Origin of the sequence: Paenibacillus sp. 276b, from assembly GCF_900107875.1 — a bacterium.
Classification (GTDB): Bacteria; Bacillota; Bacilli; order Paenibacillales; family Paenibacillaceae; genus Paenibacillus; species Paenibacillus marchantiae.
The window spans coordinates 629,788-648,808 of record NZ_FNRR01000002.1 but is presented as its reverse complement, the minus strand read 5'-3'; the positions used below and the strand labels follow the sequence as shown (position 1 = coordinate 648,808).

The window sequence follows — 19,021 nt, the reverse complement described above, 5'->3', positions numbered from 1 at the left end:
CCTTTCGGATGGTATGATTAGCAATAAACAAACAGGAAGCCCTAGGAGGTCATTTCACATCATGGATCACGTCTCCATACTGCTAGTTGATGATGAACAAGCCATTTTACATATGCTCAAAACCGTCCTGCTCAAAGAGCAATTTGTAGACATCGACACCGTTACCACTGGAGAAGAGGCGATTACCGCCTGCGAAAATAAAACCTATCACTGTATCGTGCTGGACATCATGCTGCCTGGCAAAAGCGGACTGGAGATCTGTCCCTTCCTGCGGCAGGTGACCGATGCACCGATTCTTTTTCTGACCGCCAAAACAACGGATTATGACAAGTTAACCGGATTCGCCGTTGGCGGCGATGATTATGTCGTTAAACCATTTAATCCACTGGAAGTGGTCGCCCGGATCAAATCACTGCTGAAACGTTATTTACCTACCAAAATGGCGGCGACTACAACGGCGTCTCCACCCTCTTCTGACGTAACTTCGTCATCTCCTGCCGTGCAGGAAGGGGTATATGATTTTGGTCGTTTTCAAGTATTTGAACACGCCGGTGAACTTCAGGTTGAAGGACAACCTGTAACCTGTCCGGCTCTTGTCTACCAGCTGCTGCTCTTTTTCTGCAAGCATCCAAATCGTATTTTCACCAAATCGGAATTGTATGAGCGTGTATGGGGTTCGGAAGCCATCAGCGATGACAACACCGTTATGGTTCATATTCACCGTATCCGTGAGCGGATTGAAGCTGACCCCTCTAACCCTGCGTTTCTCGTCAATGTTCGGGGACTGGGGTACAAACTCATTCAGCCTAACCAAGTGTCACGCGCATGAGTATTCGTCGCAGATTAATGACCCGGTTTATCGGTATGCTTGCTGGCGCAGTAGTTCTTATCATCCTGTTGGGTTCTGCAGCCACCTATTGGGTTGTTCAAAAGGTAAATGAAGTAAGCCTGGTGGACGACTTCGCTACCAGTGGTCTTGACCAACTGATTAATACCGCAGAAATCATGCCCGATGGGACGGTCCGCTATGATCCCAGGCTGCTGAAGCAGGTCGAGAAAAATCAGGGATGGCTTCAAGTTGTGGATGAAAAAGGCTACGTCATTGATGATTTTAATACACCGGATGACGTTCCGAAGCAATACAAGCCTGGAGAGCTGATCGCATACTGGGAGGCCAAGAAGCCGTTCCCATACCAGATCGTCATGCTGATTCGGGAGAAAAACGGCGAGATGTTCACCTTGCTGTACGGCGAACGCAATCAGACCAAATCCTTACTCGATCAAGCCCGGGAGGACAGTCATTACACCGATGGAGAGCTTATGCTGCGCCCCAAACAAGAGGATGCCATCCGTTCCAAAGGTGCGTATCTGCAAATTTTGGATGCCTACGGTCAAGAGCTGGCTTCTTATAATAAACCTGCCATGGGCGTCCCTAACAGTTACAACATACAGGAACTGGCTTTGCGTATTCGATATCCCAATCGATATGGGATATCGATCGCAACCTTTTACGATGAACAGAATGGCACGACCTGGATGCTGAGTATACCTGTCGATCCAACTGCTACAGGGGATGAAAATCCCTATAACTTCATTTTGACCCCAGTGCTCATCGTGCTGATCCTATCCGTTGTGATTTTGCTAATTCTGCTGGCCTTATGGTACGCCAATCGTTTCGGTTCCCCCATGCTGCATATGCTCCAATGGCTCCAACGACTAGAACAAGGACATTATGAAGAACCCAAAGGCATTGGCGGCATACCTCGCAGTCAGCGACGAAATGGCAAATGGAAACGGAAATACCACGTGTATGCCGAAGTGCTTCGCTCCATGCAGGCATTATCCGCAACATTGAAACAAGATGAAGAGCTTCGTAAACAGACCGAAGCTCTGCGTGAGGAATGGATCGCCGGAATAACGCATGATCTCAAGACACCGCTATCCTCCATCCAGGGATACGCCCATATGCTTGAAGCACAGAAATATAGCTGGTCCGCGGAAGAAGTAAGAGAATTTGCGGGCATTATGCTGGATAAATCCATGTATATGGACCGACTTGTGAATGACCTTGCCATGACGTACCGATTGCGAAGCGGTGGATACCAGCCACCTGTGGAAGAAACTGACGTAAATACGCTACTTCATGATCTCGTCCAGCGTGCAGAACGCAACCCGGTATATGGCGAGGGACGTATTGTTTTCCGGCCTGCGAAAGTTCCGGTATACGGCCATGTGCATATTCCTTCGTTTGAACGCATTGTGGATAATCTGACCGCTAATGCCCTTCTGCATAATCCAGCGGAGTCAACTCTGACCGTTAGTGTGCATCCGGGTAAGCAGAAAGGTGAGTTCAGTGTTCATTTTGCCGATGACGGTCAAGGAATGGACCCGGAACTGGTCTGGAGGCTGTTTGAACGATATTACCGAGGGACCGATACAGGTACGTCCGATGTCGGATCAGGCCTTGGCATGGCGGTTACGAAAGGGTTAATTGAAGCGATGCAGGGCCGTATTGAAGTACAATCAACTTCTGGTGAGGGTACTGTCATTCGATTAATATGGGATGGACAATCAGAACATGGGTAAAAAAACATTCCGCTTGACCTTTTCATTTTCAATCTATATAATCGACACTCAATAACACCTGTTCCAATATATTGATATGGACTTCAACGATATTAAGATCAATTCAATTGATATCGATTTTGCATATTTGGCGATGACCAGAGACAAGATTCCGTTTGCGTGCTGCCCAGAGAGAGAAGGGATTGGTGAAACCTTCTTCAGCGAACGGACCGGAATTACCCCTCTGCAGCCGTGACCTCGAACTTCAGCTTTTCGGTCTTCTTCATGAATTCCGGACAAAGCTGTCAGTAGAGTTCACCGCCTGATCCCCGATAACGGATCCCAATGAGGGTTATGATGTTCTTGTTTGCGGCGGCTGGTCGTGTTCAGGAGCATTCATAACCAAATTAGGGTGGAACCACGAGCTGAGCGCACTCGTCCCTTTTCCGGGACGGGTGTTTTTTGCGCTTCAAATTTGAATATTGGAGAGTGGTTCACATGAGTAATCCGAATAATAACAGCCAATCCAGCAACCAATCGAATGACCAACAGCAACCCGGGCATCCGATTGAAATTCGCCTGCAAGGCGGAGCTGTACGTTCTTACAACGCAGGCATCACTGTAGGAGCGGTCGCCTCATCCATCAGCACAAGTCTGGGCAAACAAGCCATCGGCGGAATCATAAATGGTAAGAATGTCGATCTCGACTGGGAGCTTGAGCAAGATTGCGAACTCGTCATCGTTACTTTGGACAGCGCGGAAGGTCTGTATCGTTACCGACACAGCACAGCTCATGTACTCGCGCAGGCTCTCAAACGCATCTACGGTGCGGAACAAGTGAAGCTGGGCATCGGGCCTGTCATTGAAGATGGATTCTATTACGATGTCGATCTGGAGCATGCTCTATCGATCAGTGATTTGGCTGCCATTGAGCAAGAAATGAACAAAATCATAAAAGAAAATGAAAAGATTAGCCGCCGGGTAGTTAGCCGGGAGGAAGCACTTCGCATCTTTGGAGAGATTCAGGACCCGTATAAGCTTGAACTTATTCAGGATTTACCGGAGGACGCTGAGCTTTCCATTTATGACCAAGGAGAGTTCTTCGATCTCTGTCGCGGCCCACATCTCCCGTCCACTGGTCGAATCAAAGCATTCAAACTGCTGAATGTGGCTGGTGCATACTGGCGCGGCAACTCCGATAATAAAATGCTGCAACGCATCTACGGCACTGCTTTCCCGGGCAAAGCCCAATTGGATGAACATCTGCACATGCTGGAAGAAGCGAAGAAACGGGATCACCGTAAACTAGGCAAAGAGCTTGAACTGTTCATGTTCTCCGAAGAAGCACCCGGTATGCCGTTCTATCTGCCCAAAGGCATGACTGTTCGTACAGAACTGGAGCAATTCTCCCGTGAATTGCAGCTGCAGGAAGGCTACCAGGAAGTTCGTACTCCCCTCATGATGAACAACCGTCTGTGGGAGCAATCGGGGCACTGGGAACATTACAAGGACAATATGTATTTCTCGGAAGTGGACGATGCGACTTTTGCCCTGAAACCTATGAACTGCCCGGGACACATGCTGATTTTTAAAAATACACTCCATTCCTATCGTGAGCTGCCTATTCGTATGATGGAATTCGGTCAGGTCCACCGCCACGAATTCTCAGGCGCTCTGAACGGCATGATGCGGGTGCGGACTTTCTGTCAGGATGATGCCCATCTCTATGTGATGCCAGAGCAGATCGAGGAAGAGATTAACCAGGCGATTTCATTGATCGGACGTATGTACGACATCTTTGGATTTGAGTACAACATTGAGTTGTCCACTCGTCCGGAAGATTCCATGGGATCGGAAGAGCTGTGGGATCAAGCAGAAAGCGCATTGCAGAATGTACTTGATCGGCGCGGTGTGAAATACCGCATTAACGAGGGTGATGGTGCCTTTTACGGTCCGAAAATTGACTTCCACATTCTCGATGCACTGAAGCGCAGCTGGCAGTGCGGAACAATTCAGCTCGATTTCCAAATGCCCGAGAAATTCGATCTCACTTATATTGGCGAGGATAGCCTGAAACACCGTCCTGTCGTGATCCACCGTGCCATCTATGGTTCAATTGATCGTTTCATCGGCATCCTGACTGAACATTATGCAGGTGCGTTTCCGCTCTGGCTCGCGCCCGTGCAAGTGAAGCTGCTGCCAGTGTCAGATCATTACGCAGATTATGCGCTTCAAGTTCAGAGCCAGCTGCGGGCTGCCGGTATTCGAGTAGAAACAGACTTGCGCAGTGAGAAGCTAGGCTACAAAATCCGTGAAGCTCAGATGGAGAAAGTGCCTTACTCGCTTGTACTGGGGGAAAATGAGAAAAATGCCTCATCAGCCTCTGTCCGTGCATACGGTCAGGGCGATCAAGGCATTCAGCGCATTGAAGCATTTATTGAGCTGATTCAGCAAGCTGTGAAGGCCAAAGCCTAAGCGCTTAATCAGGAATGGGCTGAAACTTAACGTTAGAGGCAGCCGTTATTATGGAAAACGGTTGCCTCTAATTCTGTTCCAAGAATGTTTCCCCTTTTGCTTCGAGCGGCCAACAATTACAACTTTTCTTCTGGTCTAAGTCCGACTTGCTCTTCGCTCCATGTCCAGAAACGCTCAGCAGCTGCGACATCCAGCGCATGGGCTTTCAATTCCTGGTCCTTTTGTTGATAGAAGTAACGCCCGGTTACGCCGGCGACTTCAGGGCTTGTGGCGAGATAGATGGCCGTTTGTGCCCCTTCTTCAGGTGAAAGGAAAAACGGCAGCTTGCCCACCAAAGCCATAATGCGTGTGCCAAACCCAGTATTGCGGTCTACGCCAATACTTGTACCAACCGCACCGGGATGAAGGCAGTTGACCGTGATCCGGGTTTCCGCCAATTTGCGGGCCAGAACACGGGTGAACAACACGTTAGCCAGCTTGGATTGAGCGTAACTTTTGATTGGATTGAAGCCTTTATGCAGATGGGGATCTTCGAAATGTATTTTGCCGGCTTTGTAGGCACCAGACGAAACATTCACTATACGCCCCTGCTTCGCAGACTTCAACGGTTCGATCAGGAGTAAGGTAAGCAGGAAATGTCCAAGATGGTTAATACCGATAGCTTGCTCGAAACCATCGGAGGTTTCTTGGCGCTTCAACATGACGACACCCGCATTATTAACGAGAACGTCAAGTGTGTCGTAACGCTCACGGAAGGACTGGGCAAAATGACGGATGCTTTCCAGTGACCCCAGGTCACACAGCATCAATTCAATCGCAGTAGAGCCAGACTGACGCAGAGCCTCCTCCAGTGCCTGCTGTCCGCGCTTCTCGCTGCGGCACGCCATAATCACGTGATACCCTTGCCTTGCAAGTTCAATGGTGGTTGCCAGACCCATGCCTGAATTGGCTCCCGTAACAATGGCTGTTGGAATGGACATCAGGTACTTCCCTTCTGAACCAGAGGTTCTTCATATTTTGGAACTCTCGTCTTCTTGTTTTTTTAGCACTACTGACGTCAATATGAGATAATTGAAAGAACACATATTGGTCTTATAGGGAGGATACGTATGCTAACCAAAGAAGACTTCAAGAAACTGAAAAAAGAAGCGAAACTTGAGATTGCACTCATCGAACAGGAAGTTCAAAATCTCCAGCAAAAGATAGACTCATCCCTGTATGAAAAAGATAAACTGTGGAACGATGAAGAGATTGGTGAGCTTACCCAAAAACGGAAAGAGCGAAAATATAGTTCATGGACGATTGAATTATGCACGATTATTGAAGACCTGCTAAATCAACTATACCAGCAAACGTATCAAAAAAAATTTAATTCGATCCAGTTGATGAAAACTCCTGCATACCGCTCATTATCCAATATCGAGATCCTTCAGGCTGAATTGAAAAATCAGCATCTTTCCCTGAAATCGGGAGAAGAGAAATTTGAAGAAGAAATAGCCAAAGTGTTTCAACTGAGAAATAAACTTATTCACTCCAACTTTTCTTATGCTTCCATTATTAGAGAAAATCACGATGCAAAGCAAGAGTTTGAATTCATCCTGGATACAGTGAAGAAGTATAGAAAACACTTGAAATATAATCAGTCAGAGAACTGACGAATGCATGATTCAAAATGGTCCTACACGACAAAGGAGGTGCCCCGGATTCGATCCGGAAACAAATATGAACAATCAACCCATGGATATTACGGTTCTAAATCTTCATATTGTCACACCTGCGGGTAAAAACCCGATCTATCCTGTTATGTTGCGCGATGAAGATGGTATTACGCTTGTGGATACAGGCATGATTGGCCAATTCGCCGAACTTCAGTCCGCACTGGAGCATGAAGGCGTTCAGCTATCTGATATCAAGCGCATTATTGTAACACATTCCGATATTGACCACATTGGTAATCTTGGTGCCCTGGTGAATGCTGTTCCCGAAGTGGAAATCTGGGCGCATAGCGATGAAATTCCGTATATCACGGGCAAAGAGCCCATGATCAAGTTCACGCCAGAACGCAAAGCGTTGCTACCTGAACCTATAGCGGAGCTGGCGGAACAATTGATCTCACAACGGACTGAGTTCAAAATATCCAAAGTGCTAGAAGATGGTGACATGCTTCCTCTACAAGGCGGCATCCAGGTCATTCATACACCAGGACACACCCCAGGACATATCTGCCTCTACTTCCGGGAGCAACAATTCCTGCTCGCTGCCGATGAATTACGTGTGGTCGATGATGAATTGGTGGGTCCTTCTCCACCCGCAACACCGGACATGCCTGAAGCACTGCGCAGCTTGAAAAGATTACTTGGCCTGAAGCTGGAGAAGGTACTTTGTTACCATGGTGGCGAGTACACCGATGAGCCGAGTCGGCGCATTGCCGAACTCGCGGAAAGTGCGGACTAATTGGTCCCTGCAACCTAAGCTATATTTACGTAAATAATGAAGCGAAGGGGCTGTCCCATACGTCATGAACATGGCGGGACAACCCCTTTTCTATTGTAAATGTTACGGTTTCGGCGTCAGAACGATCAGTTGGTCATCTCCATCGCGTGGCGATCCCCTGCCATCCCGGTTGTTCGTGAGCACGTATAACTTCCCGTCTTCTCCGGCAGTCACATTGCGAATACGTCCCCACTCGTCTTTAAAAATCGGCTCTACCTGCGTTACTTGTGTACCATCTTCGGACAGAGTAATTTTAAGCAGTTGTTCACCCCGCAGATTGGCAGCAAGCAGTGATCCGGCCCACGGACCTTCCTCTATAAAGGCTACACCTGATGGAGCCCATGTTTCATCTCCACTATGGGCAAGCGGAGCCTGATATGTGCCATTCTTATCATCGTCTCCCTCTACCTCTGGCCAGCCGTAATTCTCACCTGCTTCAATCCGGTTAATTTCATCAAAATTACGCTGACCATGCTCTGTAGCGTACAGATAGCCATTGTTCGGGTTCCAAGCCAGGCCCTGTGCGTTCCGATGCCCCATGCTGTACACGGGTGAATTTGGCCAAGGGTTATCTTCTGGGATCGATCCGTCGAGACCAATCCGCAATATTTTGCCACCCAAGCTATCTTCGTTTTGGGACAACTCCGGCTCATAGCGTTCACCTGTCGTAATATAGAGCAGATTGTCCGGGCCAATCTTGATCCGTCCTCCATTGTGATTCACCCCACCAGGAATGTCACGGAGCAGCTCCTTGTCTATAGTCGCCTTCCCGTCACTTACCTTCAAGCGCAATACCCGATTGGCAATGTCACCACCACCTTCCAGATAGGAATGGTATGCATACAGATAACCGTTATCATCAAAGTCCGGATCAGCAGCAAGTCCAAGCAGGCCGCCTTCCCCCTCTTCATTAAACGGTGCAGAAAATTCAATCAGAGGTTCAGATGCCAGCTCTCCGTTCTCGATGACCCGAATGGTACCCGGTCGCTCTGTTACAAACATCCGTCCATCAGGCACGCTTACCAACTCCCAAGGTACATTGAGTCCGTCGACTAGCACGGAAGCCTCGTAAGGGATTACAGTACTTTTGTCTGTTTCATCTTCCCCACCACTCGCACCGTTATTACCACCTTCCGCTGTCTGTCCCTGACCTGCCCCCTGTCCTTGTGATGTCTGCTGCGATTCTGTCGTTGGCTCACCCGAAGCATAAGCAGTTAGCAAAGCCATACTGAGTAAAGAAGCATATAACGGAACGCTTAGTCGATTATTCATGAATACATCTCCCTTCTAATTTTGTTATATCGTGTAATCCTAGTTTCAAGGATTGTCCATTTTCAAAGTAAGTAAATAAGTAAGTAATTGAGTAAGCAAATTAGCAACCCTACGCGGTTTCGCCCTGTATTACCCTCCCTACCTGCCACTCAAACGGGTAGTTAAAGCTAATTTTCGGTCATCATTCCTTCCTCCATTTGGATTTCCCCGACATTCTTCTATAATAGAAAGATAGAACGAATGAAAGGTGGACATATAACTAATGAATCAAACTCCTTTATCCCGGCTGGAAGCTGGTCTGTCTACACAAGGATTGGACGCCATGCTGATTACAGATCCGAAGCATATTTACTATTTAACAGGTTTTGCGAGTAATCCGCATGAACGTTTCCTTGGGCTTGTTCTTGCACGCGGCGAAGATCCGCTGTTGATCGTGCCTGCACTCGACGAGGAAGCCGCCGCAGCCGCTTCTTCGGTATCCAACATTGCCACGCATACTGATACGGACAATCCTTACGCCTTATTTGAGCGTTATCAAGGACGTCTGGGCCGCGTAGGTCTCGAAAAAGAATACGTCACTGTCGCACGTTATGAACAGTTGACCGCCGTGCTGGGCGCTGCCAACTTTGAAGATGTCGGCCCTTTGCTTCGCACCTTGCGTGTGAAAAAAACACCGGATGAAGTCGCTCGCATTCGCCACGCCATTCATCTGATCGAAGAGACGCTCCGCCAAGGACTGTCTCACGTTCGTACAGGTGTAACCGAAATCGAACTGGTTGCCGAAATGGAATACCAGATGAAGAAACTGGGTGCAGACGGCCCTTCCTTCGATACGATGGTGCTCACTGGCCCCAAAACAGGCTTGCCACACGGCACACCAGGTGAACGGAAATTGCAGCATGGCGATCTGCTGATGTTCGATATGGGTGTCTACGCTGGTGGGTATGCATCAGATATTACGCGCACATTTGCCTTTGGTGACATTTCACCTGAACTTAAAACCATCTATAACACTGTGCTCGCAGCAAACGAAGCTGCCATTCGTGCAGTTAAGCCAGGTGTCACCTGTGCGGATATTGACCGTGCAGCACGCCAGGTTACGGAAGAAGCCGGATACGGCGAACGTTTCCTGCACAGAGTTGGACATGGAATGGGCATTGACGTGCATGAGTATCCTTCACTGCATGGTCAGAACATGGACATTCTGGAGGAAGGTACGGTATTTACGATTGAGCCGGGTATTTATGTAACCGGAGCAGGCGGTGTACGTATCGAGGATGATGTAATTGTGACGGAGACGGGTGTAGAAGTTCTGACGACATATCCGAAAGAGCTGCAAATCCTGACGGACTAATCCTTTTTGGTCATAAGCAAAAGTCCCGTGAAACCATGAATGCATGGCTTTGCGGGACTTTTGTGTTTGGATTCAGCATTTTGCAGAAGAACTTAACTACGAATCTAAGCTTCATCCTTGAATTTAAAGCTTCGTGCAGCATATAGAAACGGCGTTCCTACCGCGGTCAATACAAATTTGATCACGTATGTGGTCAAGAAAATTTCAAGCCAAACGTCCCATGGATAGATGAAGGCAAACGCAATCGTGCAGAAAACCAGCGTATCCGCGAACGAACTGATGATCGAACTGCCGTTGGTTCGTATCCACAACTGATTACGCCCTGGCGCCACCTTACGCAGCCAAGTGTATAGTCGCACGTCCAGGAACTGACTGATGAAATAGGCTGTCAGACTACCGAGTGCCAGACGTGGCAGCATACCAAACAATTTTTCCATCGACTCCTGTGCAAAGTCCGTCGATGCTGGCTCAAAGAACAATACCATCTGCATCAGCACTGTCGTCATAATCAAAGTGAAGAACCCGAACCATACGGCTTTACGTGCCTCACCTGGTCCATATTTCTCATTGAGCAAATCACTGGTCAAGTACATGCTGACATACATCGTATTGCCCAGCGTCAGAACGATACCCATAATATCTATCGTTTTGGTCACCTGCATATTGGCAATGACTGTTGCCACACCAATCCAGGCATAAAGACCCTTTTTACCGAACAAGCGGTAACACAAAAGAAAAAAGCCGTACGTTACGAGAACGAAAAGCGCTCCCCATCCTAAATTAAACAATATAAATACACTGCCTTCCTAGTTTTGATTACGCGGGATGGTTACGAACCGCGGTTTGGCTCTGGGCCAAAACATGAATACTTTATCACATTTCCCCAAGCTTGAACAGCACTAAATAACTCCAACTGGCTTCAGATGATATTCACCGTATGCCCAACGGATGCTAAAAGCAAAAAGCCGCCCTCCGGATTAACCCGAAGAACGGCTGCTCTTGCATGGCTTGTGGCAGTAACTGCCATCCGCCTATTATGAATCTGAATTACGCCTGAACGGCTGAATCCAGATCACGACTTTGATCATTAAATGTATCATGATCGTTTTCTTTCAGAATTTTGCTAGTCACAAGTCCTGAAGTCATGGACCCGTTCACGTTCAATGCTGTACGACCCATATCGATCAGCGGTTCAACCGAGATCAACAATCCTGCCAGAGCTACCGGCAAGTTCATCGTGGACAACACAATCAGGGAAGCGAAGGTTGCCCCGCCGCCTACACCAGCTACACCGAATGAACTGATCATGACAACCAGGATCAGGGTAATAATGAAGTCCCAGCTCAGCGGATCGATTCCGACCGTTGGAGCAATCATCACCGCCAGCATGGCCGGATAGATCCCGGCGCAGCCGTTTTGACCAATCGTGGCCCCAAAGCTTGCTGACAGATTCGCAATCCCGTCGGATACACCCAGTTTCTTCGTCTGCGTCTCCACGTTAAGCGGAATTGCTGCCGCACTTGAACGAGAGGTAAAGGCAAATACCAGAGTCGGCAGAACCTTTTTCAGATACGTGAGTGGGTTGAACCCAGAGAGCGCAATGATAATCAGATGAATGATGAACATGACGAGCAACGCAACATAGGATGCAATCACGAATTTGATCAGCTTCAGAATCTCATCCGCATTCGTGGTGGCCGTTACCTTTGTAATCAGAGCCAAAATCCCGTAAGGCGTCAGCCTGAGCACCAGTGTTACAATTCGCATAACCACCGCATATACCGCATTGACCATACCTCGGAATGTTTCCGCCTGCTGTGGTTTTTTGCGATCCAATCCGAGCACCGCCACACCGATAAACGCCGAGAAAATAACAACCGCCAGTGTGGATGTACGACGTTCTCCGGTCATGTCCGCGAATGGATTCGACGGAATGAACTCCAGTACTTGCTGTGGAATCGTCTGATCCTTCACGTCAACGAGACGTTCCTCCATCTTCTGTCCTTGTGCAAGCTCTCTGTCTCCACCTTCGATCTCAATGGAAGTCAGGTTGAAGCTCAAGCTTGTCACAATGCTGACCCCTGCGGCAATAGCCGTCGTGATCAACAAGATCGCGATAATCGAAACACTCATTTTACCGAGATTCTGCTTGCCTTTCAGATTCATGATGGCCGATATGATAGAGACCATGATCAATGGAATCACGACCATTTGTAACAAACGAACATATCCTGAACCGGCCAGATTAAACCAATCGACCGACTTGGTAATGATTTCAGAATCAGATGTGTAGATCAGTTGCAGAATGACGCCATATACAACCCCGATTCCCAAACCCGCAAATACACGCTTGGTAAAGGAAATATGTTTCTTCTGCATCCAGAACAGGACACCCAGAAGAGCGAGCATAACCACTACGTTCAAAATGATTAAAAAGGTATTCATCTGTATAAATCCTCCTCAGTGTGAGTAACCGGATATTCCGGTTTTCTACTCGCTCAAAAGCGATATTCAACAATATATCACATAACAAACTATTCTGGTAGGTATTAATTGATATTATGTAATATGCGTGTAATAAATTCATCTATTCCTGAAAAAAATACACTGAATCGTGAAAATTATTGTATTCAACCTCCGGTTAATTTTGTAATATAGGTATATCCGCTTATTCCCAAGTTTTCTCAACGTGAAAATTAGGCCTTTCTTCGTTGGTATTTAGTCTTACGATAACGGAAAAGCGACGATGTTAATGAACATGACGTGAAAGGATGATCCTATGTTTCGAAATCGCACCGTTGCCGGTAAAATCAGAGGCACTTTGTTCCTCGTACTGCTGGTTGCTTCCCTGTTGTTTAGTATCAGTTTCTATGCTGTCTCCATGAATATTATGCAGAGTTACGTGCTTCCACAGTTCGACAAGGTCCTGGGCACGTCCATTCAGGATATATACAAAAACACATCCGCTTCTAAAATTTTGCAAGTACAGAGTGGCGGAGCTGGCTCTGAGGGTGCTGCACTGACCGTGGAATCCTATTTGGCTGGCAAAGCCAAAGAGCATAATCTGGACGGAGCATACGTTGTCTCTATTCAGGATGGTAAAGCTACGGTTGTCATCGCAAATACCTCCTCGGGCATGAAAGCCGGAGATGAGATTAAAGTAGAAGCAGCAATGAATGAGGCCACTGAGAAAAAAGAAATGGAAATCAGCCAGGTTTATGCCGATTCCTTCGGTGTACATAAAGCAGCCTTTATTCCGATCGCAGGAAGTAACATGATCATGGCTGTTAGCATGGATGCCCAATTCATTCAGGACAAAATTGCACAGATCTTCTGGTTGTGCCTCGGTATCACGGCATTGGTCTTTTTGCTCGGATGGCTCATCTCAACAAGCATGATCAAACGTGTAACCAAGCCGATCATTCAGCTCGTTCAACATAGCAAACAGATATCACAAGGAGATCTGACTGCTGAACTTCAGATTAAAGGTAAGGATGAAATTGCACAGCTCGCTTCAAGCTTCCAGACGATGACTCATAATCTGAAAGAAATGATTAGCCGTGCCCTCTCCACATCCAATGAAGTTGTGGAAGGCTCCAATGATTTGCTCAAACGGGTAGAATCCATGTCCGGTATGGTGAAAGACTCCAGTCGTTCTGCAGAAAGTGCCGAGAAAGGCAGCGTAAGTATCGCTTCCAGCGCAGCCGAAAATGCCAGAGCCATGGAAGAAATCACGCAAGGCATCATGCATATTGCCTCCTCTTCTGCCGAAGTATCCGAGCAGATCGGAGATGCTGCAAACGAAGCTGTTAACGGTAACCGTCTGGCACAGGATGCCATTCAGCAAATGGAACGTGTCGGCCAGACCGCGAGCGAATCTCTGCGTTATGTGGAAACGATGAACGAGCGCTCGATCGCGATAGGAACTATCGTTCAATCCATTTTTGAAATCACGAAACAGATTAACATGCTGTCCCTCAACGCTTCCATTGAAGCAGCACGTGCTGGAGAGCATGGACGCGGGTTTGCCGTTGTTGCCGGAGAAGTACGCAAACTGGCGGAGCAATCCAAAACAGCTACGGAGGAAATCTCCGATTACCTGGGAACCATCCGTGAAGATGCTGAACGTTCGGTTGATGCTATGAACCGCGTAACCCAAGAGATTGGATCAGGTACTCACGTGGTTCAACAGGCAGGCTCCGCATTCCAGCAGCTTAACGAATTGATCCAGAACGTCAATCTGACCATTCAGACGGTATCGGCCTCTACCCAGCAAGTATCAGCTGGAGCTGAACAAGTCAGTGCTTCCGTGGAAGAAACGGCTCAGATCACGTCCAAATCCCGTCAAAGCATGCAAGAGATTGCTTCTACAGCGGATCTCCAACTGAATGAAATGGACTCCCATTCCAGCACGGTACGTCATCTACATGAGCAAGCGGTAGAACTGCAATCCGCCATGAAGAACTTCAAAATAAACTAACCGGAATACCTTTAACCCATTATTTCCATCTTCGAATCAAACTTTAACATTAGGTACACAAATACCCCCATGCTCAGCATCGTTCCAGGTTTCAAGGAACGTTGCCACGCATGGGGGTATTCTTTTGGACTGCACATCAGGATGCTTCCTTTTATTCAGGTGCCTGAACGCCCATAATCTCGTATAAACGCTGCATATCCAAAGAAGAACGTAATGATTCAGCTACACGGTCAAACTCCATTTCCTTACGTTCACGTGCGCTGTACGTCTCCAGCAACGGAGCAAGCCCTTTTCCTTCACGTAGACCATTAAGCCATGAGCGCCGGAATTGATCACTTTCAAACAAACCATGTAGGTACGTTCCCCACACTTTGCCGTCAGTCGTGCCCCAGCCTTCATTGAAGGATTGACCTCCCGGATGGGCGATTTCGAATAAGGCCGTTACACGTTCAGGCTCAATACACTCGGTAACACCCATATGAATCTCGTATCCATTGATCGGCAACGAGTTTGCTGCATCACTTTCCTTGGGCAAACGAATTGGATGAAGACCGTGTACATGCCCAGAGGCTCTCACCGTTTGTTTGTTCTGTAGAAATGTTGTCGATAGGGGCAGCCATCCCAATCCATGGGCTTCCTGAATCTGATTCGCTTCTACCGCAAATGGATCTTTGAGATGCTGACCGAGCATCTGATATCCACCACATATCCCGACAAGCTGAACGTGTTCACGCTCCGTCTGGCTGGCAATCGCTTGCTCCAGTCCTGACGCACGCAGAAATGTCAGATCACCGATCGTATCCTTCGTACCCGGAAGCAGAATGGCGTCGGGATACCCTAGTTCATCGGGAGAAGTCACGTATCGCACATTCACATCCGGCTCCCTGGAAAGGGCATCAAAGTCTGTAAAGTTGGAAATACGCGGATAACGAATTACCGCAAGGTCCAGCTCCTGCTGACCGGATTTGCCGTGTCGCATGGAATCCAGTACCACGGAGTCTTCCGCTTCAATCTGAATATCACTTATGTAAGGCAATACGCCTAATACGGGAATACCTGTCCGTTCTTCAAGCCAGTCCAACCCAGGCTGCAGCAAGGACAGATCTCCACGAAACTTGTTGATGATGAATCCTTTTACACGCTGAACCTCGTGCGGCTCAAGCAGCTCCAGTGTACCTACAATGGAGGCAAAGACACCACCACGATCAATATCCGAGATCAGAATAACTGGAGCATCCGCCCAGCCCGCCAGATTCATGTTAACGATATCCCGATCCTTCAGATTGATCTCCGCCGGACTGCCTGCACCTTCCATCAGCACAATATCATACGTCGCGCGCAACCGATTCAGTGCATCCATGACCGTTTGTTTGGCTTGGGGCAGGAAATGCTGCCGGTAGTCCCATGCACTCATCTGTGTAAGAGGCACACCGTGCACGACAATCTGGGAATGCATATCCCGAACCGGCTTGATCAGGATTGGATTCATATCCGTTGTCGCTTCAATGCCGCATGCCTCGGCTTGTGCTCCTTGGGCTCTTCCGATTTCCTTGCCGTCTTCCGTGACGTAAGAATTCAGTGCCATGTTCTGTGATTTGAACGGAGCCGGCCTGAAGCCATCCTGCTTGAATATTCGGCATAAGGCCGTCGTAATTACACTTTTCCCCACATCCGATGCCGTCCCTTGCAGCATTACTACTGCTGCCTTTTGTTCGGACGTTTGTGCAGAAGTATCTTCCACGTTCCCTCACCACCACTCTCAGCGTTATATCAAAAAGAATCCCTGTAACAGACTAAGTACCGTTAGCAGTGCGGCCTCAAGCAGCTCATTCATGGCTCCATATGTGTCCCCTGTAAGTCCACCCAGCCTTTCGCTGATACGCCCGGCAACGAATTTGCCAATCACATAACCAGCCAATGGTACCACAATGATCGCTGCAACAGGATATAGCCACCATGGTAACGTCCCCAATCCATTCTCCGTCGCCAGTACCTGGAACATGGCTGTATCCGGCTGGAAGATCCATACCGCAGCCCATGTGATCACACCTGCCAGAATGGTTAGCCCAACCGCGGAGCTTCGTGCACGCTGGACTTCCCTCCGTTCCCCCAATCCCTTGAACAGGACAGCGAGTCCATCGTCCTTGCGGGCATTCGGCCAGGCCGCCATGGCATATACCATGAACCAACGGCTCCAGATCATCGGCAGGATGAGCAAAGCTCCATAGGCCCAGTTACCACGTGCGATAAAGTCAGCAATCAATGCTGCTTTCATCATCAACAGCAGGACACAGGCGATTACGCCCATGGCCCCCACACGACTGTCTTTCATAATCTCCAGCATTCGCTCACGGGTTCGATAACTGAGTAGCCCATCTGCCGTATCCATCCAGCCATCCAGATGAAGGCCTCCGGTTAGCCATACCCATAACGTCAAGGTTAACACCGCTGCCGGAAACGATGGAAGCAGTGCACCCGTCAGGGCTCCGCCCAGCCAGACGCATAATCCGATGACCGCACCAACCAGCGGGTAATACACTACACTCTCCCGCAATAATGGCGGGACGAAATCAAGCTGCATTTTCACCGGGAAACGGGACAGAAATTGAAAAGCGGCCGCAGCCGCATGTTTTTGTTCAAGATCGCCTTTACTCATAATCGATACTCCCTGCTTTTCAGCTCAATCGCAATGCCCACTGTCACCAGAAACACTTCGCGGCAAACCGCGGCAATCCGCTGATTGAGAATGCCCGCCAGATCCCGATATCTTCTGCCCAGCGCATACTCCGGCACAATACCGTCCCCTACTTCATTGGTGACAAGCACGAGCAGACCCGGATACGACTGGATGGCCGCTACCAGCGCATCCATATGATCGTACAGCACCTGCACTGGTTCATGTTCATGCGCTAACAGCACATTGCTGAGCCACAGTGTCAGACAATCTACCAGAACGGTCGGTGCAAACGTACCTGTATGGGACTCTCCCATTCGTGTAATTAACTCAGGCAATGCCAGCGGTTCCTCCACCGTATGCCATAGATATCCTGCTTCATCCCGCTGGCTCTGATGCAGGCGTATACGCTCGCGCATCTCGTCATCATAAGCTTGAGCCGTAGCGACATACCAAGCCTCAGAGGATCGCTGCATACAGAGACGCTCGGCAAACGAACTTTTGCCACTTCGCGCCCCGCCTGTCACGAGTACACTCATGAGGATACCTCTCCTTGTACAGAGGAATCAGCAGAAGCTGATGAAGACTCCGTAGGTTGAGTCTCGTTCGTGCCACCAGATACACCCGCACTTGCAAATGTCGCCATCTCGTTCAAAATGCGGCATGACGCATCAATCAGATGAAGACTAAGCACGCCTCCGGTACCTTCACCCAGTCGCATGTCCAGATCCAGCATGGGCTTCAGGCCCAGTTCACGCAGCAACGCTGCATGTCCACTTTCATGCGATGTGTGGGAAGCAATCATGTATTCTGTACTGAGCGGAGCAAGATGACTTGCAATCAACGCGGCAGCGGTGGAGATAAATCCATCCACGACAACCGGGCATCCGTTTGCAGCAGCAGCAAGAATCACGCCTGTCAGTCCGGCAATCTCCAGTCCGCCCACTTTGCACAGTACATCGAGTGCATCGTCTGCATTCGGAGCATTCACGCTGAGGGCTTGGCTGACTACTGCGGCTTTGCGCTGCAAACCGATATCATCTACGCCTGTTCCCCGGCCAACCGCTGAAGCAGGTGCTGTTCCGGTTAATGCACACATCACCGCAGCGCTAGCAGTTGTATTCCCGATCCCCATCTCTCCGGTCACAAACAACTTCGTTCCCTTCGCAACCTCGGTGGAGACCACTTCAACTCCTGCAAGAATGGCCTGAATCGCCTCGCCCCGGGTCATGGCAGCACCCTTCGCCATGTTGGCTGTTCCTTTACGGACTTTACGGGAGACCAGGTCTGGATGATCCAGATCCGCATTCACCCCGATATCCACACAGATCACATGAGCTCCAGCGTGGCGCGCAAGTACATTGACAGCCGCTCCCCCTGCTAGGAAATTCAGGACCATCTGCGGCGTTACCTCAGCAGGAAAAGCACTAATCCCTTCTTCAACCACCCCATGATCCGCAGCCATAACGATGACAGCTCTTCGATCAAAGCAAGGCCGAGCCTCACTGGTGATCCCCGCCAGACGAATAACTAGCTGTTCAAGCTTGCCCAGACTGCCGGGTGGCTTCGTCAATGCATCCACATGCGCGGAAGCTTCAGCCGCAACTGCCTCATGTGGACCCACGATCCGACCCATTAACTGTTCCAACACCTGTTCATTATTCATACAGCCAGCACTTCCTTTATCAAAATATGGGGTCTCCCCCGC

At 48.9% G+C, this 19,021-nt stretch carries 15 protein-coding genes; 7 read left to right on the top strand and 8 right to left on the bottom strand.

Annotation, left to right across the window (positions count from 1 at the left end):
* Nucleotides 1-61 precede the first annotated feature (61 nt).
* From BLV50_RS13730 to thrS, 3 genes are all read left to right on the top strand, one after another.
* Nucleotides 62-829: a response regulator transcription factor gene (locus BLV50_RS13730; protein ID WP_072734248.1), complete on the top strand. Its 768-nt coding sequence runs from the start codon at nucleotides 62-64 to the stop codon at nucleotides 827-829.
* Nucleotides 826-2,586 carry a sensor histidine kinase gene (locus BLV50_RS13725; RefSeq protein ID WP_090808237.1) on the top strand — a complete coding sequence of 587 codons (1,761 nt, stop codon included), beginning with the start codon at nucleotides 826-828 and terminating at the stop codon, nucleotides 2,584-2,586. Before BLV50_RS13730 ends, BLV50_RS13725 begins: the two co-directional genes overlap by 4 nt.
* 477 nt (nucleotides 2,587-3,063) lie before the next feature.
* Nucleotides 3,064-5,040 carry a threonine--tRNA ligase gene (gene thrS, locus BLV50_RS13720; protein WP_256337949.1) on the top strand — a complete coding sequence of 659 codons (1,977 nt, stop codon included), beginning with the start codon at nucleotides 3,064-3,066 and terminating at the stop codon, nucleotides 5,038-5,040.
* Nucleotides 5,041-5,156: 116 nt separating this feature from the next.
* Here thrS and BLV50_RS13715 read toward each other — a convergent pair whose 3' ends face one another.
* Nucleotides 5,157-6,020 (bottom strand): SDR family oxidoreductase, encoded by an 864-nt coding sequence (locus BLV50_RS13715; protein WP_063564365.1) that lies wholly within the window; start codon nucleotides 6,018-6,020, stop codon nucleotides 5,157-5,159.
* 129 nt (nucleotides 6,021-6,149) lie between these two features.
* Here BLV50_RS13715 and BLV50_RS13710 point away from each other — a divergent pair, with 129 nt between their 5' ends.
* Together BLV50_RS13710 and BLV50_RS13705 are read left to right on the top strand one after the other, a co-directional pair.
* Nucleotides 6,150-6,695: a hypothetical protein gene (locus BLV50_RS13710; protein ID WP_063564366.1), complete on the top strand. Its 546-nt coding sequence runs from the start codon at nucleotides 6,150-6,152 to the stop codon at nucleotides 6,693-6,695.
* 67 nt (nucleotides 6,696-6,762) lie between these two features.
* Nucleotides 6,763-7,494: an MBL fold metallo-hydrolase gene (locus BLV50_RS13705; RefSeq protein WP_072734250.1), complete on the top strand. Its 732-nt coding sequence runs from the start codon at nucleotides 6,763-6,765 to the stop codon at nucleotides 7,492-7,494.
* Between the two features lie 102 nt (nucleotides 7,495-7,596).
* Here the strand turns inward: BLV50_RS13705 and BLV50_RS13700 are convergent, their stop codons facing one another.
* Nucleotides 7,597-8,805, bottom strand: coding sequence for a PQQ-dependent sugar dehydrogenase (locus tag BLV50_RS13700; RefSeq protein WP_090808235.1), 1,209 nt, complete (start codon nucleotides 8,803-8,805; stop codon nucleotides 7,597-7,599).
* Nucleotides 8,806-9,067: 262 nt separating this feature from the next.
* Between BLV50_RS13700 and BLV50_RS13695 the strand changes: the two genes are divergently transcribed.
* The gene (locus tag BLV50_RS13695) at nucleotides 9,068-10,159 is read left to right on the top strand and encodes a M24 family metallopeptidase (protein WP_090808233.1); all 1,092 of its coding nucleotides are present in this window, start codon (nucleotides 9,068-9,070) and stop codon (nucleotides 10,157-10,159) included.
* Nucleotides 10,160-10,263: 104 nt separating this feature from the next.
* Here the strand turns inward: BLV50_RS13695 and BLV50_RS13690 are convergent, their stop codons facing one another.
* Both BLV50_RS13690 and BLV50_RS13685 read right to left on the bottom strand, forming a co-directional pair.
* On the bottom strand, nucleotides 10,264-10,947 hold the full coding sequence (locus BLV50_RS13690; protein WP_090808231.1) for a queuosine precursor transporter: 684 nt from the start codon (nucleotides 10,945-10,947) through the stop codon (nucleotides 10,264-10,266).
* A 259-nt stretch (nucleotides 10,948-11,206) separates the two neighbouring features.
* Nucleotides 11,207-12,604 (bottom strand): L-cystine transporter, encoded by a 1,398-nt coding sequence (locus BLV50_RS13685; RefSeq protein ID WP_063564371.1) that lies wholly within the window; start codon nucleotides 12,602-12,604, stop codon nucleotides 11,207-11,209.
* A 334-nt stretch (nucleotides 12,605-12,938) separates the two neighbouring features.
* Here BLV50_RS13685 and BLV50_RS13680 point away from each other — a divergent pair, with 334 nt between their 5' ends.
* Nucleotides 12,939-14,639 (top strand): methyl-accepting chemotaxis protein, encoded by a 1,701-nt coding sequence (locus tag BLV50_RS13680; RefSeq protein WP_072734254.1) that lies wholly within the window; start codon nucleotides 12,939-12,941, stop codon nucleotides 14,637-14,639.
* A 151-nt stretch (nucleotides 14,640-14,790) separates the two neighbouring features.
* On the opposite strand, the gene BLV50_RS13675 is transcribed toward BLV50_RS13680, so the two are convergent.
* The 4 genes from BLV50_RS13675 to cobT form a co-directional block, all read right to left on the bottom strand.
* Nucleotides 14,791-16,332, bottom strand: coding sequence for a cobyric acid synthase (locus BLV50_RS13675; RefSeq protein ID WP_090808807.1), 1,542 nt, complete (start codon nucleotides 16,330-16,332; stop codon nucleotides 14,791-14,793).
* A gap of 72 nt (nucleotides 16,333-16,404) precedes the next feature.
* Nucleotides 16,405-17,295: an adenosylcobinamide-GDP ribazoletransferase gene (gene cobS, locus BLV50_RS13670; protein ID WP_090808229.1), complete on the bottom strand. Its 891-nt coding sequence runs from the start codon at nucleotides 17,293-17,295 to the stop codon at nucleotides 16,405-16,407.
* On the bottom strand, nucleotides 17,292-17,852 hold the full coding sequence (cobU, locus tag BLV50_RS13665; RefSeq protein WP_090808227.1) for a bifunctional adenosylcobinamide kinase/adenosylcobinamide-phosphate guanylyltransferase: 561 nt from the start codon (nucleotides 17,850-17,852) through the stop codon (nucleotides 17,292-17,294). Before cobU ends, cobS begins: the two co-directional genes overlap by 4 nt.
* Nucleotides 17,849-18,979: a nicotinate-nucleotide--dimethylbenzimidazole phosphoribosyltransferase gene (gene cobT / locus BLV50_RS13660; RefSeq protein WP_090808805.1), complete on the bottom strand. Its 1,131-nt coding sequence runs from the start codon at nucleotides 18,977-18,979 to the stop codon at nucleotides 17,849-17,851. The genes cobU and cobT overlap by 4 nt, the downstream gene beginning before the upstream one ends.
* Nucleotides 18,980-19,021: the final 42 nt, after the last annotated feature.